Below are 19,273 nucleotides of genomic sequence, written 5' to 3' on the forward strand. Positions count from 1 at the left end.
CCTTGCCCTGAACCGTCATCCCGGCGAAAGCCGGGATCCAACCGTCCCATCCGGCGCCGCCCCGGTGGCCTGGACCGCACGGTCGCGGCTGGGTTTGGCGTCGGCTGGATCCCGGCTTTCGCCGGGATGACGTGGTGTGTGGGCCGATGGTGCGCGCCCGACCTCACGCCATTCCCACCCTCGCGCCCCCAATCTTACCCTCTCACGCCGCGATCGCCTTTTCGATCGCGGCTCGGTCCATGCCCTTCTCGCCGATCACCACCAGGGCGCCGCGGCGCGCGCCGGCGGGCCAGGGTTGGTCGAAGTGGTGGCGGAAGCGGGGGCCGACGCCTTGGACGAGGAGGCGCATGGGCTTGCCGGTGACTTCCACGAAGCCCTTGATGCGTAAGACGTCGAAGGTGGCGGCGACGTCGGCGAGGCGGGCGACGAGGGCGGCCGGGTCGGTGGTCGGGGCGACCTCGACGACGAAGCTGTCGAAGTCGTCGTGGTCGTGGTCGGGCTCCGCGTCGTGGTGCGACGGACGGTTGGCGAGGTCGTCCTCCGCCGCGGCGGTGAGGCCGAGGAGGACGGCCGGGTCGATGCGGCCCTCGGCGGTCGCCACCATCTTGACGGCCCGCGGCACCGTGCCGGCGATCTCGCCCGTCAGACGCGCCAGGGCCCCGGCGTCGAGGAGGTCGGTCTTGTTGAGCACGATCAAGTCGGCGCAGAGGAGCTGGTCCTCGTAAACCTCCTCCAGCGGGTTGTCGTGGTCGACGGCGGCGTCCGCCTCGCGCTGGGCGAGCACGGCCTCCGGGTCGTCGGCGAAGCGGCCCTCGGCGACGGCGGCGGCGTCTACGACCGCGATCACCCCGTCGACGGTGAGCTTCGCCCGCACGTCCGGCCAGTCGAAGGCCTTGACGAGGGGCTTCGGCAAGGCGAGGCCGCTCGTTTCCACGATGATGTGCTCGGGCCGGCGCGGGTGGGCGAGCAGGGCCTCGATGGCCGGCACGAAGTCGTCCGCCACGGTGCAGCAGAGGCAGCCGTTGGCGAGTTCCACGATGGCGTCCTCCGGGCAGCTCTCGATACCGCAGGCCTTCAGGATCTGGCCGTCGACGCCCACATCGCCGAACTCGTTGACGATGAGGGCGAGCCGGCGGCCCTTGGCGGCCTCCAGCACGTGGCGGATCAGGGTCGTCTTGCCGGCGCCGAGGAAGCCGGTGACGATGGTCACGGGCACCTTGCCGGCGGGGGGCGGGGAGGCGAGGGACATCAGGCGGCCTCGGGATCGGTGAGAGGGGGGATGCGGGCGACGACGCCGCGCTTCAGCGCGTCCGGGCGCTCGCGCCACGGGATGAGGCCCGCGGGCGCGGCGGCGTATTGGGCGGCCGCGCCGAGGATGAGGTCGGCGTGGTCCGGCTGGAACTCGCCGTAGACATAGGTCCAGCGGCCGGCGGCTGAGAAGCCGACGGTGACCGGCCGCTTGCAGACGCTGAGGCATTCGACCGGGTTGATGACCACGCCCGGGCCGGCGGCGGCGGCAAGCGCCTCGGCGAGCCGGGCACCGCCGCGCGGGCCGTCCGGCGCGTCGTCGGCGAGGCGGCAGGTGACGCAGACGTGGATCGTGGTGCGGACGGCCGGGGCATCGTCGGACGTCCCGGCGGGGTTGATGGCGTCGGGCGGGGCGGGGGGCATGGCGCGGCCTTTGCTCAGCCGGCCGCGCGGGACTCGCCGCGCTGCCAGAACGCCCCGACCGCAAGGCCGACGATTGCCCAGAACACCCCGTGCACCACCAGCGAGGTGGCGGCGAAATGGGCGGCGATCTCCGCCGGCACGGTGCTGCCGTAGCCGTCCGGATGGGGCGCGCCGATCAGATGCGGCAGGGCGAGGAGCACGACGCCCGCCGGAAGCGCCAGCCGGTGCGGCGCCTTCACCACCAGATAGAGGCCGGCCGCCGTGGCGACGGCGGTGCCGATCCACCAGAGCTGGCGGTCCTGCAGCGGGGCCGCGAAGCTGCCGGGCAGTTCCGGGGCAAGGCCGAGGCCGGTGGCGAGCCCGGTGGCCGCGAAGCCGCCGACCGCGTAGGCAAGGGCGATCCGCGGCGTGACGCGCTCGCCGGCGAGCAGCAGAACGGCAAGGAGCAGGAGCGAGAAGCCGATGCCGGACACGACCGTGGCGACGGAGGTGGAGAGCGTGCGCTCCAGGCCGTCGGCCGGCGACCAGGCGGCGGCGTCGTGGCTGTGGCCTTCGCCCGCCGCGTGGCCTTCGCCCGCCGCATGGGTGTGGCCCGGCGCGGCGGTCTCGGGACCGTGCGTGGCGACGGCGGTCAGGATCCCGGCGTCGGCGAGGGCCGGGCCGGCGGGGAGGCTCGCCTCGTAGCGCTCGGCTTCCAGGATGAGGGGAACGGTGGTGACGTGCTGCAGGGCCGCCGTCGCAAGCCCAGCCGTCAGGCCGGCCAGAAGGCCGACCGTGAACACGCGCTTCAGCATGACCGTGAGGGGTCGTGCGTCAGTGGCAGGGGAAGGACATGGCGTGGCGCCAGTCGTGCGCTGCGTTGTGCAGCACGTCGGCGCCGGCAAAGCCCGTGAAGAAGACGAGGGCGGCACCCACCGAGAAGGCGACCGCGACGGCCTTAAGCACGTCGGCGCGGGCGGGAGCGAGGGTAGCGGCCGGCGACACCGGCGAGAAGGCCTTGACCATGTCCAAAACTCCTAGCCGCCCCACCGGCGGCGCGAGGGTTCCCTGTCGGGTGCCGGCAGGTCTCCTGGCTCACGGATCGACGCCGGATGCCGCCTTCCCGGTCCCCGATGACCAGTGGCTGATGGCACCCGACTTCCCGTTCACAGTTGCGGGGGCAGCTGCGGATGGCCCCTCCGCGATCCGGACGAATCGCGAAAGGCCGCATTCCCTTTTCACCTTCGTGGGCGAAGGACCGGCACAGCGGCGATGTTTGGCGGCGAACGGCGGGGATGTCAACGGCGCCGGCCGTGACACTTTCGGCGTGGCGCTTGTCTAGAGCGCTTTCCGACCTGATGGACTCATCAGGTCGATCAGAAATCGCTCCAGATACAATATCCTGGAGCATTGTCTCATCGACCAAGTCTTTCAACTTGGTCGGACAATGCTCTAGGCGGCCCGGCTTCCGGTGCCGGGTGCTTTCGTGGCATGTGGGCGGGCAAGGAGGATGCCCCGATGACCGACAACACCAAGGCCGCGCCGGATCACGCGCCGAAATCCGGGACCGCGCCGGATCCGGAGGCGGCCGAGCGCCACCGGCGCAAGATGGCGGCGCGGAAGGCCGTGCAGGACGCCGAGGTCGCCTCCAAGACGGTGACCGAGAAGGGCCTTCTGATGGTCCACACCGGCTCCGGCAAGGGCAAGTCCACGGCGGCCTTCGGCCTTGCGGTGCGGGCGCTCGGGCACGGCTGGCCGGTGGGCGTCGTCCAGTTCGGCAAGGGGGCCTGGGAGACGGGCGAGCGTCGCGTGCTGGAGGCGCTCGGCGACGTGCGCTGGCACACGCTCGGCGAGGGCTTCACCTGGGAGACCCAGGACCGAGCCCGCGACGTGGCGGCGGCCGAGCGGGCCTTCGCGGCGGCGGAGGCACTGATGGCCGACCCGGCGATCCGCCTCGTCGTGCTCGACGAGCTCAACATCGCGCTCCGCTACGAGCACCTGGACCTCGACCGGGTGGTGGCCGCGCTGAAAGGCAGGCGGGCGGACCTCCACGTGGTGGTGACCGGCCGGAACGCCAAGCCGGCGCTCGTCGAGATCGCCGACCTCGTGACGGAGATGACGCTCGTCAAGCACCACTTCCAGGCGGGCGTGAAGGCGCAGGCCGGCATCGAGTGGTGAGCCGGCCGCGGATGGCCGGCGCCGGTTCGGTCAGACCGCCGCGCGGGCGGCTGCGGTTCGATCAGGCCGCCCTGCGGGCGGTGGCGGCCTCGCTGCGGCGGACGCGCTCCCGGTGGGCGGTGTAGAGGCCGGAGCCGACGATGAGGAGGCCGCCGAGCACGGTGTAGAACCCGGGGATGTCGCCGAACGCCATGTAGGCCAGCACCGTGGCGGTGACGAGCTGGGCGTAGCTGAACGGAGCGAGCAGCGAGGCGCTCGCGTGGCGGAAGGCCAGCACCACGAAGACGTGGCCGACCACGGAGCCGAGGCCGTTGAGGATGCCGAGGCCGAGCTCGTGGCTGTCGAAGGGCGTCCACCAGATCGGCACCACGACCGTCATGGAGATGAAGCCCACCATGCCGGTCCAAACCAGGGTGGTCTCCGGCGCCTCGTCGGCCAGCATGCGGGTGAAGATCGCCCCGAAGCCCCAGATGAAGGCGGCCGCCATGGGAAAGAGCGCGCCGATCTGGAAGCTCTCCGAGCCCGGGCGGGCGACCAGCAGCACCCCGAGGAAGCCCACGAAGGCGGCGGCCCAGCGGCGCGGCCCGACCTTCTCGCCGAGGAGCGGGATGGAGAGCGCCGTGATGAAGAGCGGCGACAGGTAGTTGATGGCGGTGTTGTCGGCGACCGGCAGGTATTGCAGGCCCATGATGAAGAAGGCGGCCGACACGGAGACGCAGAGGCCGCGGCCGATCTGCAGCATCGGCCGGCGCGGCACGAAGGCGCCGGGACCGCGCCAGAGCAGGATCACCGGAAAGAGCACCACGAGGAAGATGACGTAGCGCATCCAGGCGACCTGGACCGGATGCACGGTGTCGGTGAGCGCCTTGGCGGCGATGTCGGCGCTGGAGAAGAAGAGGGTGGAGCCGAGGATGCAGGCGATGCCGAGGAGGGTGCCGTCCTTGACGGCCGCCGGGACGGAGACCGGGAGAGCGACGGTGAGCGCAGGCGCGCCCGCCGGACGATCGGCGAGGGCGATATCGGCCAGGGCGGCGGCCGGAGGCGGAGGACTCATGGGATGGCGGGCCGGATCAGGAGGAGGGCCGATCATGATCGGCGAAGATGAAGAAACCGGGAATGCATGTCCGAACCAAGGCCAATCATGAGGAGTGCGGGCCTGCCATGCATCGGCGGCATAACGGGAGCATGCGCCGACCGTCACCGTGCCACGCGGGGGTGCCCGGAACGATCGGTCGTGGCCGATGCATGGGCGGGTGGAAACCGAAGGTCGGGCTGGCGGGCTGTCGGGACGGTCAGGCAAGGGTGACGGCGAGGGCGGCGAACGCGGCAGCAAGCGCCTGGAGGGCGAGCACCCGGCGGTAGAGGCGGAGCGCCCGGTCGATGTCGTCCGCCGTCGCCTCGGCGCGGCCGTCGCCCATGAAGGCGGCTTCCACCCGGCCGGACGCGTAGGTGCGCGGGCCGGCGAGGCGGAGGCCAAGGGCGCCGGCGAACGCCGCCTCCGGCCAGCCGGCGTTCGGCGAGGTATGCCGGCCGGCGTCGCGCCAGACCGCCCGGGCGGCGGCGGCCGGGGAGGCGCCGGGGAGCGTGGCAGCGGCCAGGATGGTGAGCGCGGCGGCAAGGCGCGAGGCGGGCAGGTTGACGAGGTCGTCGAGCCGGGCTGCCGCCCAGCCGAAGGCGTGGTGCCGCTCCGAGCGGTGGCCGATCATGGAATCGGCCGTGTTGACGGCCTTGTAGAGGACGCCGCCCGGCAGCCCGAGGACGCCGATCCAGACGGCCGGGGCGGTGACGCCGTCGGAGAGGTTTTCCGCAAGGCTCTCGATGGCGGCGCGGCTGACGCCGGCCGTGTCGAGGCTCGCCGGATCGCGCCCGACGATCATGGAGACCGCCGCCCGGCCGCCCTCCAGGCCGCCCTTGCCAAGGCCGTCGCGGACGGCGGCCACGTGCTCGTGCAGGCTGCGCTGGGCGAGGAGCGTGGAGGCGAGGAGCGGGAGAAGGACGAGGGCGGCGACCGGGCCGAGGGCTCCGGCGGCGGTCTCAAGGGCGAACGCGGTCGCGCCGGCGACGGCGAGGAGGACGAGGAGAGCGAGGACGCCGGCGGCCCGGCGGGCCGTGAAACTCCAGGCCGGGCGGTTGAGCGTCCGGTCCAGCCATGCGATGAGGGCGCCGATCCACACGACCGGGTGCCGGATCCAGCGGTAGACGGCCTTCGGATAGCCGACCAGGGCCTCCACCGCGAGGGCGAGCACCAGGAGGAGCGGCGGCGGGAGAAGGTCCATGGAGCACCGGCAGGAGGGGAGCGAGGCGGCGGCACTGAGGTCGCACATCCGCACCCACGGCGGCAATCTGGAAAGCGCCATGGCGCTCCACCCGGAGGCGCCGCGGCCATGGATCGATCTGTCCACCGGCATCAACCCGGTGCCCTATCCGGTGGGGCCGCTGCCGGCGGAGACCTGGACGCGCCTGCCGTCGGGCGCCGCGCTCGCCGATCTGATGGCGGCGGCGGCCTTCGCCTACGGGGCGGCGGACGGCGCGATGGTGGCGGCGGCGCCGGGCACCCAGGCCCTGATCCAGCTCCTGCCGCGCCTGATGCCGGCGCGGCGGGTGGCGGTGCTCGGCCCGACCTACGGGGAGCACGCGGCCGCCTGGTCGGCGGCCGGCGCGGCGGTGGCGACCGTGACGACGGTGGACGCCCTCGCGGACGCGGACGTGGCGGTGGTGGTCAACCCGAACAATCCGGACGGCCGCGTGGTCGCGCCGGACCGGCTGCTAATGCTGAGCACTTCGCTCGCCCGGCATGGCGGCCGGCTGGTGGTGGACGAGGCCTTCGCGGACGGGCTTGCCGGCGTCAGCGTGGTGCCGCGCCTCGACGATCCGGCGGCGCGGGGGATGGTGGTGCTGCGCTCGTTCGGCAAGACCTACGGGCTCGCCGGCGTCCGGCTCGGCTTTGCGGTGGCGGACGCGCCGACGGCGGCGGCGATCCGGCAGGCGCTCGGCCCCTGGGCGGTGCCGGGGCCGGCGCTCACGATCGGCCGGGCGGCGCTTCGCGACGGGGACTGGCTGGCCGGCGCCATGGCCCGGCTCGTCGCCGACGCGGCGCGGCTCGACGGGCTGCTGGCGGCGGCAGGCCTGACGCCGCTCGGCGGGACGCCGCTGTTCCGGCTGGCCGAGGCGCCGGAGGGCGCGGACGTCTGGTTCGACCGGCTGGCGCGCGCGGGCATCCTCACCCGGCCGTTCGACTACGCGCCCACGTGGCTGCGCTTCGGCCTGCCGGGGGACGCCGCCGCCTGGGGGCGGCTGGAGGCGGCGCTCAGGGGGTGAGGGCCGAAGAATCGGATTGGGCCGCTCACACCCGGCGCGCTCAAAGACCGAGGCGCCGTTCCAAGTCCGCGACACGGTCGGCAAGGTCCGAGCCATTGTTGGCCGCATCCATCGAGGTCTGGAGCGCCGTCAGGATCTGATTGTACTGATCCACGAGGTCCCGGTTCGCGACCACGATGGCGTCGTGTTGGCTGTCGAGGGTTCGCTCGATCTCCTCGAGGCGTGACGCCACACCATCCAGGCGAAGCGCGATGGTGGATGCGCCCGACCGGGTCTCCGTCTGCAGGTGAGCGAGACGTTCCTCCACCGAAATGAGGCGCCTACTGGTCTTCGTCATCTCGGTCTCGATTACCGAGAATTTGTCAATGGCCATGCTCACGTATTGGAGCGTCTTCTTCTGCCCTTCGACAAGGACAGAAAGCGAATTCAGAATTTTATTCTCTGCATACGCATCGCCTGCCGCCATGACAGCCTCCGTTGGTCTCGCCCAGAATGGAACGGACTGGCTGTCGATGCAATGTGCCACGTTTGGGACGCTGCGAGCGCCGACTCGGGCCGCACCCCGGCAGTCCGGCGTCAATCCGGCGTCAGGCGGGTTTCCAGGCGGGTGCGGTCGAGGCGGCGGGCGGGGGTGCGGCGGGTGCGGCCGGGGCGGGTGACGTCGTCCAGGGCGGCCGCAAGGGCGTTGAGCACGTCGAGCGGGCGGGCCGGGGCCGGAACGCGCCAGGACTCGATCGGCAGGAGGTCGAGCATGTCGGCCGGGCAGACCGTGAGGAGGCGCACCCACGGCCAGTTCGAGTTGATCTTCCAGACAAGCTTCGGACAGGGCTCGCAGTCCGGCTCCAGGGCGATCAGCGCGCCGGCCACCCGGCTGCCGGCCTGCTCCATGTGATCGAGGCAGGCGGTGGCGCCGGGAAGGGAGACGAGCTTCAGACCCGACTGACCGCTGAGCGCGAAGAGATCCGCCCGAAGGCGGGCGTTCTGGCTCACGATGAGCAGTTCGGGCAACAGGTCGGTCTTCTGGATCGCGTGGCCCATGTCGGTGCTCCCGGTGCGGTTCCTCCCCCTTGACGCGAGGTCTACGTCTTGGGGGTCGGGCCGGTTGCAGTTGGCGTGGCGCGATGGTTAAGCGAGGGTTGCGGACCTTGCAAACCGGGACGGTTCTCTCGCGATTGAAGCCGGGTGCGCTGCCTCCTATGCGAAGGACTGCGTTTACTGCACGTCCGGTTTGGTGCAACCCATGGATCGGGGGGTGCCGCGGCGCCCGCCGGCCCCGGCCGCCTTCATCGGCCGGCGTGGGCCGGTGCAGGCGTTCGCGGAAGGAAGAGGGTGGACGCATGGCGGGAAAGATCATCGCGGTGGCCCAGCAGAAGGGCGGCTCCGGCAAGACCACGGTGGCGGCCCACTTGGCGATGGCGCTCGGCGAGGGGCTGACGGTGGCGCTTCTCGACGTGGACCCGCAGGGCAGCCTCGGCCAGTGGTTCGAGCGCCGCGAGGCCCGGATGGGAGAAGGCGGAACGGGCCTCACCTTCCGCACCGCCAGCGGCTGGGGCGCCAAGCGGGAGGCGCGCAGCCTTGCCCGCGACCACGATCTCGTCGTCGTCGACACGCCGCCGAAGTCCGACATCGAGGCCCGCCACGCCATCGAGTCCGCGGATCTCGTGGCGGTGCCGGTGCAGCCGACGGCGGTGGACCTCTGGGCGACCGGCGCCACCCTGGAGATGATCGAACGCGGCGGCCCGCCGGCCGTGCTGGTGATCAACCGGGTGCCGCCGCGGGCGACGGCGACCGCCGCGGTGGTGGAGGCGATCGAGGCGCTGAACGCGCCGCTGGCGGCGAGCCGGCTCGGCAACCGCGTGGCTTTCCCGGCCTCCATGGGGGCGGGATCGACGGTCACCGAGGACGTCTCCGCCGGCAAGGCGGCCGAGGAGGTGCGGGCGCTCGCCGCGGAACTGCGCCGGATGCTCGGCTGGCCGTCCTGACGGCGCGCGAGCGCATCACTCTGGAGCGATTTCTTGTCGACCTGACGATTCCGCCGGGTCGGAAAGCGCTCTAGACTTGGCGTGTCGGAGCCCGCCGATGGGGGCTCCGACCTTTCGAATGCGGAGCGATGTCGTGCCGACCGGACGAGTCCGTCCGGCCGGGCAGCGCTCCAGGAGATCCGCCCATGAGCACCGACCTCGTTCCCAATCCAACCTGCCGGGTGGTCCGCGCCGGCGCGGCCTTCGTCGGCAAGCAGGCGCTGACCTACACCCCGGCGATCTCCGCCGAGACGGTGGGCGCCCGCGGCATCCACATGCAGATCGTCACCATCCCGCCAAAGGCGCGGGCGAAGGCGCACAAGCACGAGGCGCACGAGACCGCCATCCACATCCTGAGCGGCGAGTCCGGCATGTGGTACGGCGAGGGGCTGACCGAGCACCTGGAGGCGGTGGCGGGCGACTTCCTCTACATCCCCGCTGACATGCCGCACCTGCCCTACAATCCGTCGGAGACGGTGCCCTGCGTGGCGGTGATCGCCCGCACCGACCCGAACGAGCAGGAGAGCGTGGTCCTCCTGCCGGAACTCGACACCCTCCGCTGACCGGGTCAGCCGGACAGGGTCCGGTCAGCCGGATCGGGCGATGCGGCGGTCGGTGTCGGCGTGCCGATAGTAGGCCCGCTTGGCGTCGTACATGGCAAGGTCGGCGCGCTTGACGACGGCCTCGAGGCGCTCGCCCGGCCGGCTGGTGGCGGCGCCCATGGAGAGGCTGAGCGGCATGCCCGGGTAGAAGGTGTTGTTGACCTCCACCAGGGCCTCGATCCGCTCCATCATGGCGGCGCCGCCGGCGTCCGGCGTGTTGGGCATCAGGATGGCGAACTCGTCGCCGCCGATGCGGGCGGCGGTGGCCGGCGCCACCACGGCCTGGTTCAGCACCTCGCCGACCCGACGCAGAAGGCCGTCGCCGACCCCGTGGCCCCACTGGTCGTTGGCGGCCTTCAGGCCGTTGAGGTCGGCCACCACCACGGTCGCCGGCAGGCTCGCCTTCCGCTCGATGCGGTTGAGCTCGTCGCCGTAGAAGGAACGGTTGTAGAGCTTGGTGAGCTCGTCGTGCTTGCCGAGGAATTCCAGGTAGGCCTCCGCGCGCTTGCGCGCCGTGATGTCGGTCAGCGCCACCTGGACGCGGCTCCAGTCGTGCTCGTGGCCGGGCAGCACGGAGAACTGCAAGAGGACGTGGACCTCCTCGCCGTTGAGGCTGTAGTTGAGCACCTCCCGGTGCTGGAAGAGCTTGCCGTTCCACAGGTCGTTCAGCTGCTCGCGGAAGGGCGCCCGCATGCCGTCGCGAAACACCTCGCCGAGGCGGGCGAGGAGGGTGGCCTTGTCCGGGGCGGCGAAGAGCGCGAGGGTCTGGGCGTTGACGTCGAGAACGCGGATCTCGCTCATGCAGCGCTCCACGAACTCCGGGTGCACGTCGGTGAAGACGCGGAAGTCGACGATGCCCTTGGCCCGCACCTGGTCGAGGAGCGCCTTGATGCGGCTGAAGTCCTCCACCCAGAGCGACACCGGCGAATGCTCGAAGAGGCCGCGCGCGTGGGTGCGGCTCGCCTCCAGGGCCCGGCGGGCGACCTCCCGCTCAGTGACGTCCTCGATGGCCACCAGCACCCGATCCCAGCTGTCCTCGTGGCCGGGCAGGATGGTGCCGTTGAGGCGGATGTCGATGCGCCGGCCGCGCAGGCCATAGTTCACCGAGGTGCTGACGAAGGTGCGGCCGCCCTCGTAGAGCTGCACCAGCTCGTCCGCGAAGGTGTCGAACATGTCGTTGCGGAAGACGCGGTCGAGATTGTCGATCAACTGGCCCGCGGTCTCCGCCTCGAAGAGCGCCAGCGTGCGGGCGTTGACCTTCAGGACCCGGATGCGGGCCGAGCAGGCCGCGGCGCGGGCCGGATCCTCGGCGAGGAAGGTCTTCAGATCCGCGACGCCAGCGGCGCGCCAGGCCTCCAGCTGCGCGCGGACGCCGCTGTAGTCCTCCAGCCAGAGGGAGAGCGGCGCCGCTTCGAACATGAGGGCGTCGTCGAATGGAATGAATGATGCGGACATGTTTTAGACTTCCTGGGAGACGGCGATCAGGCTTGCTCAGCCGGTGCGGGCGGCGATGGCGGGCTGATCGAAGGCGATGGCGGAGAGCGGGCGCGGCCGGCCGATGGCATAGCCCTGGGCCTTGGTGCAGCCGAGCGCCTTGAGGAGGATGAGCTGTTCCTCGGTCTCCACGCCCTCCGCGGTGGTGTCGATGCCGAGGCTGAAGCCGAGCCCGACGATGGCCGTCACGATGGCGCGGCAGTCGGCGCTGGTGGCGAGGTCGCGGACGAAGGACTGGTCGATCTTGATCACGTCGAACGGGAAGCGGCGCAGATAGCCGAGGCTGGAATAGCCGGTGCCGAAGTCGTCCATGGCGATCGAGATGCCGAGAGCGTCGAAGTCCTCCAGCACGCGGGTGGTGGTCTCGCTGTCGCGCAGGAGCACGCTTTCGGTGATCTCCAGCTCCAGCCGTTCCGGCGGCAGGCCGGCAAGGTCGAGGGCGGCGCGCACGGAGGCGGTGATGTCGCCGCCGAGGAACTGGGCGGGCGAGAGGTTGACGGCGACCAGGATGTCGTCCGGCCAGCCGGCGGCGTCGCGGCAGGCCTGCTCCAGCACCCAGGTGCCGAGGGTGTAGATGAGCCCGCTCTCCTCGGCGACCGGGATGAACTCGGCGGGCGAGATGGCGCCCTGGCGCGGGTGGACCCAGCGCAGAAGCGCCTCGTAGGCGGTGGTGCGGCCGGTGGAGAGGTCGATGATGGGCTGGTAGTGCAGCTCCAGCTGGCTGGTGCCGATGGCCGCGGAGAGTTCCGCCTCCAGGAGCCGGCGGCGGCGGATGGCGGCGCCCATGGACGGCTCGAAGAAGCGATGGACGCCGCGGCCGTCGGCCTTGGCCCGGTAGAGCGCGAGGTCGGCGGCCTTGAAGAGCACGTCCGCGTCCTCGCCGTCGGCGGGCGCGAGGGCGATGCCGACGCTCGTCTCCACGCCGGCCTGGTAGGCGCCGATCAGGAAGGGCTCGCCCACCGCGGTGATCACCCGGCGGGCGAGGTCTGCGGCAAGCTCCGGCGTGCTGGCGGTCTCGCTGAGGATGGCGAACTCGTCGCCGCCGAGGCGCGCCACCATGTCGCCCGGGCCGATCAGCTTCAGGAGCCGCTCCGCCACGCCGCAGAGGACCGCGTCGCCGGCGTGGTGGCCGAGGGTGTCGTTGATGGGCTTGAAGCGGTCGAGGTCGAGGTAGAGGACGGCGAAGCTGCTTCTCGTCATGGTCAGCGCCTCGAGCGCCTCCTCCACCCGCTCGCGGCAGAGGGACCGGTTGGGCAGCCCCGTGAGGGTGTCGTGGCGGGCCAGATAGGCGACGCGCTCCTCGGCCTTCCGCCGCTCGGTGACGTCCTCGTAGGTGTTGACCCAGCCGCCGTCGGCCATGGGCTGGTAGCTGACCGAGATGATCCGCCCGTCCGGCTTGGTCTGGTGGACGACCGACGGTTTGCGGCTGGCGAACCGGGCGAGGCTGCCGGCGATGTGCCGGGCGCGCTCCGCCGGGGTGTAGCCGACCACGTCGGCGTAGTGCTCCAGGAGCGTGCGCATGGTGACGCCCGGCCGCACCACACGTTCGGACATACCGTAGAGCTTGCAGAGCTGGGCGTTGCAGACGGTGACGGTGAGCGAGGCGTCCAGCATCAGGAGCCCTTGCGACATGTTGCGGAGCGCCGCGTCGAAGCGCTCGTTCTGCCGCTGGAACTCCGCGTTGAGCGCTTCCACCGCCTGGTTGTGGGTCTTCAGGTCCACCATGGTGGCTTCCAGGCGCGCGCGCTCCCGGGCCTGGTCGCGGAAGGTGGTGAGCGCCCGCGCCATGCCGCCGATCTCGTCGGCGCGGTCGATGCTGGGCACCGGCGCGTCGAGGTTGCCGCCGACGATCTCCTCCATGACGGTGGTCATCTGCCGGATCGGCGCCGCCACCGCCTGGCCGGCGATCAGGCCGACCGTGCCGGCGCCGACCAGCAGGATGACGCCGAGCATGGCGAGACCGCGCCAGAGGGCGCGGCTGTTCTCGTCGAGGATCGCCTCGGGCACGGTGGTGACCACGCTCCAGGCGAGGCCCTCGCCGCCGAAGGTAACCGGCGTGGCGATGCGGATCTCCGGGCCGTCGGCGCCCATGGCCGTCTCGTGGTGGACCCGGCCCTCGGCCACGGCGGCGAGCAGCGTCGGCGAGAAGCCCGCCTCAGCGGCCGGCTTGCCCACGTGGTCGGGATCCACATGGGCGACCACCCGGCCGCCCGCGGACACCACGGCCGTCCAGCCGCCGCCGGCGCCGTGGAGGGGGCCGACCAGCCGCTGCACCTCTTTCAGCGTGAGGTCGGCACCGGCGACGCCGATCACCCGGCCATCCGGCCCGGCGATCGGCACGGCGGCGGAGGTCATCATGACGGTGAAATCGCCCTGGGCGCCGTCGAAGGTCTCCAGGTAGGGCTCGATGACGGATTCCCGGCCCGATTCGGCCGGCACCCGGAACCAGTCGCGCGCCAACTGGTCCGCCTGGTCGGTGGTCGGGTCGTAGAGGTTGAGACGGGCCGCGCCGTCGCGGCGGATGTAGTAGTAGTTGATGAGGCCGTTCCGATCGTGGCCCGGTCGGCCGCGATAAAGGAAATCCCGCCCGTCGAGGGCGTCCGGCGCGAACACCATCCAGGTGCCGAAGAGGCCGCGCTCACCCTCCAGCGCGATGCGCAGGTTCTCCATGAGCTGCCAGCGATCCGGCCGCCCGGTCGTGATCTGCGCCTCCGCGACGGCGGCAAGACCGCGCGCCACCATCCGGGCGCGGCCGATCAGGGCGCGCACCTTCTCGGCGTTGTGCTCGGCACTCGTGAACATCTCCCGGTCGGTGAGGCGACGGGTGGTCTCGGCGGTGAACCACGCGGCGGCACCGATGACGACGATCAGGCTCGCCATGAGGACGAGCGAGATCAGGATCGATGTCTTGGTGCCGATCGAACGCATGCAGCCGCCAGCTTGTGAGCGCAGCATTTAAAGTATGAGAAATGTGTTGGGCGCAGGTAAACGTCCGGCCGCGTTCGGCGGGAGGGGAGCGGTCGGGCGTGCGGTGCGTGTCCTGGCCCGGTCGGGCGAGCGGCGAAGCGGGATCAGTGCGGCGCGGGCGGACCGATCAGCGCCTTGACCTTGGCCACGACCAGATCGATCAGGAAGGGCTTGTCGAACACGGCGGTGAAGAGATCGGCGCGTCCGCGGGCGATCTCCGCCTGCGCGCCGCTCATCAGGATGATCGGCATGGGCCCGTTGTGCCGGGCACGGATGGCGGTGGCGAGCTCCAGCCCGTTCATCACCGGCATCATGAAATCGGTGATGACGAGGTCGACCGGCTGGGCGTCCAGTGCCTCGAGAGCCTTGCGGCCATTGCTGGCGGTCAGGACCGTGTAGCCTTCGTCCTCGAGCGCGAAGGCAAGCACGTCGGCTATCAGGAACTCGTCGTCGGCCACCAGGATTGTCGTCATATGTCGGATCCTGCCTGAACGATGACGAGGTCAGACCCTCGGCAGGTCGGTGGTCTGGACCTGCCCGAACCCGAACGCTGGCGTGAGATGCATGCCGGTGTCGGATATGACGAACTCTTGAGCCGTCGCGTCGTAGCTGCTGTCCCTGACCTTTAGAACTGACAAAACCCTTTTCAGTTCAGCGCCTCTCTCCTGGAAGCGCATCAGTAACAAGTTATCCATGATGCTGGCAATGGACGGGGCCGGCGCCCGCGACGGCGTGCCCACCATGTCGGCGGTCTCCCACACGGCGAGCGTGGTGACGTCGAGCGCCCGCAACTCCTGAAAGAGGGCGGCGAAAAAGCCCGTCATGCGGTCCTCGTCGGGACACCGGCGGGCGAGCCCGCCGATGCTGTCGATGACCAGCCGGCGGATGCCGTTGCGGCGGATCGTCTGCAGCAGGCGGGCCGCGATGGCGTCGATCAGCTTCTCGCCGGGCGACACCCACTCCATGTGGAGCACGCCGGCGCCGCGTAGCCCCTCGATGTCGAGGCCGAGCGCGGCGCCCTTCATCTCCAGGCGGGAGGCATTCTCGAAAAAGCCGAGGAAGCAGCTCGGTTCCTGGCGGCTCGCCTCGGCCGCGAAGGCGAGCGAGAGCGACGTCTTGCCGCTGCCGGACGGGCCGATCAGCAAGGAGGACGACGACAGGGCGAGGCCGCCGCCCATCACCCGGTCGAGGTCGGGGACGCCGGACGAGATCCGGTCGCGCCTCGGTCGGTCCTCCAGCGTCGGATCGGCCAGGATGGTCTCAAGCCGCGGGTGCACGACGAGGCCGTCGTCGGTGATCTCGAAGTCGTGGTATCCGCCGATGGCACCAGTGCCGCGCGTCTTCTTCAGCTGCAGGCGGCGCATGGACCGGACGCCGACCATGTGCTCGGCGAGTTCCACGACGCCGTCCACCATGGTGTGCTCCGGGCTGCTGTCGTCGATCCGGGCGCTGGTGAGGAAAAGCACAGTGCAGCCGGCGAAGGCGGCGTGGCCCTGGAGTTCGGCGATGAAGCGCTTGGTGTCGATCTGGTTCTCCGCCCGCGACCGCGCCGTCAGAAGGCCGTCGACGATCAGGACCGTCGCCGCGTGACGTGTGATCTCGCGGCGGATCAGGGTGACGACGCCGTCGAGGCCTTCCTCCTCCAGGGTGTCGAAGGCGCTGACGTAGCTGATCTCGGCGCCGACCCGCTCGCCCTCGAAGAAGGAGAGGGTGGACATGAACTGCAGGAGCCGCTCGTGGCTTTCCGACAGCAAGGTGGCGACGAGGACGCGGCCGCCCTGGCGGGCATGGTGGAAGGCGATCTGGTTGGCCAGGATCGTCTTGCCCGACCCGGGCCGACCCTGGATGATGTAGGAGGCACCGGCGACCAGCCCGCCGTGCAGGATCTCATCCAGGCCTTTCACGCCGCTGAGAAGACGGTCCAGCTGCTTCACACCTCTGCTCCCCCGACGAACTCCACAGTGTGTGAATATTGCATGTAGAATGGGTTGAAAACAGGGAATCGCCGATGGCGTGGTCGGCCCGGCCCGCGGTGGCGTGGTGGAGCGGCGTCAGGCGAGACGCCGGCGCCCGGTCGCAGCGGGGCCGGTGCGGGCAAGGCCGCGGCCGCGTCAGCGGAGCGCGGCGAGCACGTCCGCGGCCCGGAAGGGCTTCTCGATCATCGGCGAATCCTGGAGGTCGCCGTGGTCGCCGAGGTGATCGCCGGTGACGAAGACCACCCGGGCGGCCAGCGCCGGCTGGCTTGCCGCGAGCGCCGCGCGGAAGCGGCGGCCGTCCATCACGGGCATGCGCAGGTCGCAGAACACCGCGTCGAAGGCGGCTTCGGCCGCGCGGGCAAGGCCGGTCGCGCCGTTGTCGGCGACCACCACCCGGTGGCCGGCCCGCTCCAGGATGTCGCGCAAAAGGTCCGCCACCTCCGGCTCGTCGTCCACCACGAGGACGTGGCGGCCCCCTTGCGTGGTTTCGGGCGCTTCGGCGGGACGCGGCGGCGGAGCCGCCGTCTCCGGGGCCGGCGCGTCTCCGGCCGCGGCTTCCGGCAGGGCGACACGGAACCAGGCGCCGCCCTCCGGCCGGTTCCCGGCGGTCAGGCTGCCGCCGTGGGCGGCGATCATGGCGTGGCTGACCGCAAGGCCGACGCCCGTGCCGTTGCCGACCGCCTTGGTGGTGAAGAAGGGTTCGAAGATGCGCGGCATGACGGCGTCCGGGATGCCGGGGCCGGTGTCGAGCACCAGGACCCCGACCTCGCCGGGGGCGGGCCCGCGGAGGGCGCGGACCGTCAGGCGCCGCTCGCCGTCGCCGGCGCCCATGGCCTGGATGGCGTTGATGGCGAGGTTGACGAGGACCTGGACGAGCTGGTCCGGATCCGCGTCGACGGCCGGCAGGTCGGGCGCTATCTCGGTCGCCACGGCGACGCCGCTGGAGCGGGCGGCGTAGGCCACCATGTCGAGGGCGTTGCGGATGGGCTCGGCAAGATCCACCGGCCGGCGCGCCACCGGGTTGTGGCGGGCCATCTTCAGGAAGGTCTGGGCGATGCGCCCGCAGCGCTCCGCCGCTTCGCGCAGGCGGCGGATCTGGTCGCGCTGGCGGTCGTCGGCGCAGTCCTCCTCCAGCATGATGGCGCGGCCCACCACCACCGAGAGCGGGTTGTTGAGCTCGTGGGCGATGCCGGCGAGAAGCGAGCCGAGCGCCGACATCTTCTCGCTCTGGTGGAGGGCGTTGCGCTGGCGGGCGACCTCCGCCTCGGCGGCCTTGCGCTCGGTGAGGTCGCGCACGAAGGCGACGAACAGACGCCGCTGGTCGGGCCGGATCTCCGTGACGGTGAGCTCGATGGGAATGCGCGTGCCCGTGCGGGTCATCGCCTCCATCTCCACCCGCCGGCCGAGGATGCGCGACGACCCGCCGGCGAGGTAGCGGCGGAAGCCGGTCGCGTGGGCGTCGCGCATCTCCGGCGGCACGATGGCGTCGGCGAGCGAGGTGCCGAGGATGTCTTCCCGCCGGTGGCCGAACAGGGCCTCGGCGGCCGGGTTGAACTCCAGGACGCAGCTCTCCTCGTCGATCACCACAATGGCGTCGAGCGCGGCCTTCAGCATTGCGAGCCGGCTCGCCTCGCTCATCACCAGGCTGGAGCCGGAGAGCTCGATGGCGCTGCCGATCAGGTAGGCGACGCTGTCGAGGACGGAGCGTTCGCCGGCGGTCCAGACGCGCTCGCGCTCGCAGTCGTCGAAACCGATGTGGCCCCACCAGGCGCCGTTGACCATGATGGGGATGGAGAGGAAGGAGAGGATGCGCTGATGCTCGAAATCGGCGCGCAGATATCCGGTGAGGTCGCGGGTGTGGCCCATGATGGTCTCGCCGCGCCGGCGCCGGGCCGTCCAGTCGGCGAACACCGGGTCGACCGACACGGCCTCGTCCACGTTGCGCGGGTCGCTGGAGAGCGGGGCGAGGCCGGGCGCCGCCCAGTCGAACCGGCAGGTCTGGCCGAGGCCGGCGCCGGGCAGCTCGTGGATCTGGAAGAGATACACCCGGCTGACCTTCAGCCGCCGCCCGAGCCCGGCAAGCACCTCGTCCATGCGGGCGGTCCAAGACCGGCTGGAGCGCAGGAGCCGCACCACGTCGGCGATGCCGGCGGCGAGCGTGTCGTCGCCGCCCTCGCCGGCCGGGCCGGGACGGGCGGGGGGCGGCAGGCCCGCGCTGGTGTTCATGCGGCCCCCGCGGCGGCCGGATCGAACAGGTAGCCGGCGCCGCGCACGGTGCGGATCACCCGCGGCTTCTCCGGGTCGTCCTCGATCTTGCGGCGCAGGCGCATGATGCGGATGTCGATGGAGCGGTCGAACGCCTCCGCGTCGCGGTTGTGCGCGATGGTGAGGAGAAGGTCGCGGCTGAGCACCCGGTTCGGCCGCTCGGCGAACGCCTTCAGGAGGTCGAACTCCATGGCGGTCAGCGGCACCTCCTCACCGGCGAGGGTGTAGAGCCGCTGGGCCTCCAGGTTGAGGACGAGGCGGCCGAACCGCACCTCCTGGCCGTGCCGGGCCTGCGGCGCCCCGCCGTCGGCGACCGCGAGCCGCCGGACGAGGCTGCGCAGCCGCGCGAGCAGCTCGCGCGGGTCGAAGGGCTTGGCCATGTAGTCGTCGGCGCCGAGCTCCAGGCCCACCACCCGGTCGACGGTCTCGGCGCTGGCGGTCAGCATGATGATGCCGATCGGACCGGACTGGCGCAGCGACCGGGCGATGCTGAGGCCGTCCTCGCCGGGCATCTTCAGGTCGAGGATCACCACGTGCACCGGGCGGACGGCGAGCACGGCCCGCATGGCGAGGGCGCCGTCGGCGGTGGTGACGGCGAACCCGTGGCGGAGGAGATAGTCGCGGACGAGGTCGCGCACGTCCGGGTCGTCGTCCACCACGAGCACGTGCACGGACGCGGCGTCGCCGGCCGCGCGCGCCGCCGCCCCGTCATCAGCCCTTGCCGGCGTCTCGGCCCTCATGCCGCCAATCCTGTTCGATGCGGCGCGCATGCTATCAAGTGTCCGCGGCTTTGTCCCCTTTC

General features: G+C 71.4%; 18 protein-coding genes and 1 riboswitch. Of the genes, 4 read left to right on the top strand and 14 right to left on the bottom strand.

Annotated elements, in window-relative coordinates; all coding sequences use genetic code 11:
- Positions 1-202: 202 nt before the first annotated feature.
- The 4 genes from cobW to BUQ68_RS04830 are packed head-to-tail and all read right to left on the bottom strand — an operon-like array spanning position 203 to position 2,676.
- Positions 203-1,249: a cobalamin biosynthesis protein CobW gene (gene cobW / locus BUQ68_RS04815; RefSeq protein ID WP_075214824.1), complete on the bottom strand. Its 1,047-nt coding sequence runs from the start codon at positions 1,247-1,249 to the stop codon at positions 203-205.
- Positions 1,249-1,671 carry a DUF1636 family protein gene (locus BUQ68_RS04820; RefSeq protein ID WP_083656298.1) on the bottom strand — a complete coding sequence of 141 codons (423 nt, stop codon included), beginning with the start codon at positions 1,669-1,671 and terminating at the stop codon, positions 1,249-1,251. Before BUQ68_RS04820 ends, cobW begins: the two co-directional genes overlap by 1 nt.
- A gap of 14 nt (positions 1,672-1,685) precedes the next feature.
- Positions 1,686-2,465 (bottom strand): CbtA family protein, encoded by a 780-nt coding sequence (locus BUQ68_RS04825; protein ID WP_075214825.1) that lies wholly within the window; start codon positions 2,463-2,465, stop codon positions 1,686-1,688.
- A 19-nt stretch (positions 2,466-2,484) separates the two neighbouring features.
- Positions 2,485-2,676: a CbtB domain-containing protein gene (locus BUQ68_RS04830; RefSeq protein WP_075214826.1), complete on the bottom strand. Its 192-nt coding sequence runs from the start codon at positions 2,674-2,676 to the stop codon at positions 2,485-2,487.
- 37 nt (positions 2,677-2,713) lie between these two features.
- Positions 2,714-2,928: riboswitch (cobalamin riboswitch) on the bottom strand.
- Positions 2,929-3,168: 240 nt separating this feature from the next.
- On the opposite strand from BUQ68_RS04830, the gene cobO reads away from it, so the two are divergent.
- The gene (gene cobO / locus BUQ68_RS04835) at positions 3,169-3,828 is read left to right on the top strand and encodes a cob(I)yrinic acid a,c-diamide adenosyltransferase (RefSeq protein ID WP_075214827.1); all 660 of its coding nucleotides are present in this window, start codon (positions 3,169-3,171) and stop codon (positions 3,826-3,828) included.
- Positions 3,829-3,889: 61 nt separating this feature from the next.
- Here cobO and BUQ68_RS04840 read toward each other — a convergent pair whose 3' ends face one another.
- Together BUQ68_RS04840 and cbiB are read right to left on the bottom strand one after the other, a co-directional pair.
- Entirely contained in the window at positions 3,890-4,882 is a 993-nt protein-coding gene (locus tag BUQ68_RS04840) for a DMT family transporter (RefSeq protein ID WP_175577732.1), read from the bottom strand.
- Positions 4,883-5,120: 238 nt separating this feature from the next.
- A complete protein-coding gene (gene cbiB, locus BUQ68_RS04845) occupies positions 5,121-6,104 on the bottom strand; it encodes an adenosylcobinamide-phosphate synthase CbiB (protein ID WP_075214828.1) in 984 nt (327 codons plus the stop codon).
- Between cbiB and cobD the strand changes: the two genes are divergently transcribed.
- Positions 6,103-7,146: a threonine-phosphate decarboxylase CobD gene (gene cobD / locus BUQ68_RS04850; RefSeq protein ID WP_075214829.1), complete on the top strand. Its 1,044-nt coding sequence runs from the start codon at positions 6,103-6,105 to the stop codon at positions 7,144-7,146. The genes cbiB and cobD overlap by 2 nt on opposite strands.
- A gap of 40 nt (positions 7,147-7,186) precedes the next feature.
- Here cobD and BUQ68_RS04855 read toward each other — a convergent pair whose 3' ends face one another.
- Together BUQ68_RS04855 and BUQ68_RS04860 are read right to left on the bottom strand one after the other, a co-directional pair.
- On the bottom strand, positions 7,187-7,612 hold the full coding sequence (locus tag BUQ68_RS04855) for a hypothetical protein (protein ID WP_075214830.1): 426 nt from the start codon (positions 7,610-7,612) through the stop codon (positions 7,187-7,189).
- Between the two features lie 110 nt (positions 7,613-7,722).
- Positions 7,723-8,184 carry a hypothetical protein gene (locus BUQ68_RS04860; protein ID WP_075214831.1) on the bottom strand — a complete coding sequence of 154 codons (462 nt, stop codon included), beginning with the start codon at positions 8,182-8,184 and terminating at the stop codon, positions 7,723-7,725.
- Between the two features lie 299 nt (positions 8,185-8,483).
- Here BUQ68_RS04860 and parA point away from each other — a divergent pair, with 299 nt between their 5' ends.
- Both parA and BUQ68_RS04870 read left to right on the top strand, forming a co-directional pair.
- Entirely contained in the window at positions 8,484-9,128 is a 645-nt protein-coding gene (gene parA / locus BUQ68_RS04865) for a ParA family partition ATPase (RefSeq protein ID WP_075214832.1), read from the top strand.
- 185 nt (positions 9,129-9,313) lie between these two features.
- Positions 9,314-9,730, top strand: a complete 417-nt coding sequence (locus BUQ68_RS04870) for a cupin domain-containing protein (RefSeq protein ID WP_075214833.1) — start codon at positions 9,314-9,316, stop codon at positions 9,728-9,730.
- Between the two features lie 24 nt (positions 9,731-9,754).
- Here the strand turns inward: BUQ68_RS04870 and BUQ68_RS04875 are convergent, their stop codons facing one another.
- From BUQ68_RS04875 to BUQ68_RS04900, 6 genes are all read right to left on the bottom strand, one after another.
- Positions 9,755-11,224, bottom strand: coding sequence for a sensor domain-containing diguanylate cyclase (locus tag BUQ68_RS04875; RefSeq protein ID WP_075214834.1), 1,470 nt, complete (start codon positions 11,222-11,224; stop codon positions 9,755-9,757).
- A gap of 36 nt (positions 11,225-11,260) precedes the next feature.
- The gene (locus BUQ68_RS24425; RefSeq protein WP_075214835.1) at positions 11,261-14,191 is read right to left on the bottom strand and encodes a bifunctional diguanylate cyclase/phosphodiesterase; all 2,931 of its coding nucleotides are present in this window, start codon (positions 14,189-14,191) and stop codon (positions 11,261-11,263) included.
- Between the two features lie 143 nt (positions 14,192-14,334).
- Entirely contained in the window at positions 14,335-14,703 is a 369-nt protein-coding gene (locus BUQ68_RS04885) for a response regulator (protein ID WP_075214836.1), read from the bottom strand.
- A gap of 30 nt (positions 14,704-14,733) precedes the next feature.
- Positions 14,734-16,164 (bottom strand): ATPase domain-containing protein, encoded by a 1,431-nt coding sequence (locus BUQ68_RS04890; RefSeq protein WP_075214837.1) that lies wholly within the window; start codon positions 16,162-16,164, stop codon positions 14,734-14,736.
- Between the two features lie 177 nt (positions 16,165-16,341).
- Positions 16,342-18,432: a hybrid sensor histidine kinase/response regulator gene (locus BUQ68_RS04895; RefSeq protein WP_083656301.1), complete on the bottom strand. Its 2,091-nt coding sequence runs from the start codon at positions 18,430-18,432 to the stop codon at positions 16,342-16,344.
- A complete protein-coding gene (locus BUQ68_RS04900) occupies positions 18,429-19,211 on the bottom strand; it encodes a response regulator (protein ID WP_075214838.1) in 783 nt (260 codons plus the stop codon). Before BUQ68_RS04900 ends, BUQ68_RS04895 begins: the two co-directional genes overlap by 4 nt.
- Positions 19,212-19,273: the final 62 nt, after the last annotated feature.

The organism is Mongoliimonas terrestris, assembly GCF_001927285.1.
GTDB lineage: Bacteria > Pseudomonadota > Alphaproteobacteria > Rhizobiales > Pleomorphomonadaceae > Chthonobacter > Chthonobacter terrestris.

Coding starts and splice junctions, on each gene's coding strand:
- cobW (WP_075214824.1), bottom strand. CDS start 1,249: ATGTCCCTCGCCTCCCCGCCCCCCGCCGGCAAGGTGCCCGTGACCATC.
- BUQ68_RS04820 (WP_083656298.1), bottom strand. CDS start 1,671: ATGCCCCCCGCCCCGCCCGACGCCATCAACCCCGCCGGGACGTCCGAC.
- BUQ68_RS04825 (WP_075214825.1), bottom strand. CDS start 2,465: ATGCTGAAGCGCGTGTTCACGGTCGGCCTTCTGGCCGGCCTGACGGCT.
- BUQ68_RS04830 (WP_075214826.1), bottom strand. CDS start 2,676: ATGGTCAAGGCCTTCTCGCCGGTGTCGCCGGCCGCTACCCTCGCTCCC.
- cobO (WP_075214827.1), top strand. CDS start 3,169: ATGACCGACAACACCAAGGCCGCGCCGGATCACGCGCCGAAATCCGGG.
- BUQ68_RS04840 (WP_175577732.1), bottom strand. CDS start 4,882: ATGAGTCCTCCGCCTCCGGCCGCCGCCCTGGCCGATATCGCCCTCGCC.
- cobD (WP_075214829.1), top strand. CDS start 6,103: ATGGAGCACCGGCAGGAGGGGAGCGAGGCGGCGGCACTGAGGTCGCAC.
- cbiB (WP_075214828.1), bottom strand. CDS start 6,104: ATGGACCTTCTCCCGCCGCCGCTCCTCCTGGTGCTCGCCCTCGCGGTG.
- BUQ68_RS04855 (WP_075214830.1), bottom strand. CDS start 7,612: ATGGCGGCAGGCGATGCGTATGCAGAGAATAAAATTCTGAATTCGCTT.
- BUQ68_RS04860 (WP_075214831.1), bottom strand. CDS start 8,184: ATGGGCCACGCGATCCAGAAGACCGACCTGTTGCCCGAACTGCTCATC.
- parA (WP_075214832.1), top strand. CDS start 8,484: ATGGCGGGAAAGATCATCGCGGTGGCCCAGCAGAAGGGCGGCTCCGGC.
- BUQ68_RS04870 (WP_075214833.1), top strand. CDS start 9,314: ATGAGCACCGACCTCGTTCCCAATCCAACCTGCCGGGTGGTCCGCGCC.
- BUQ68_RS04875 (WP_075214834.1), bottom strand. CDS start 11,224: ATGTCCGCATCATTCATTCCATTCGACGACGCCCTCATGTTCGAAGCG.
- BUQ68_RS24425 (WP_075214835.1), bottom strand. CDS start 14,191: ATGCGTTCGATCGGCACCAAGACATCGATCCTGATCTCGCTCGTCCTC.
- BUQ68_RS04885 (WP_075214836.1), bottom strand. CDS start 14,703: ATGACGACAATCCTGGTGGCCGACGACGAGTTCCTGATAGCCGACGTG.
- BUQ68_RS04895 (WP_083656301.1), bottom strand. CDS start 18,432: ATGAACACCAGCGCGGGCCTGCCGCCCCCCGCCCGTCCCGGCCCGGCC.
- BUQ68_RS04900 (WP_075214838.1), bottom strand. CDS start 19,211: ATGAGGGCCGAGACGCCGGCAAGGGCTGATGACGGGGCGGCGGCGCGC.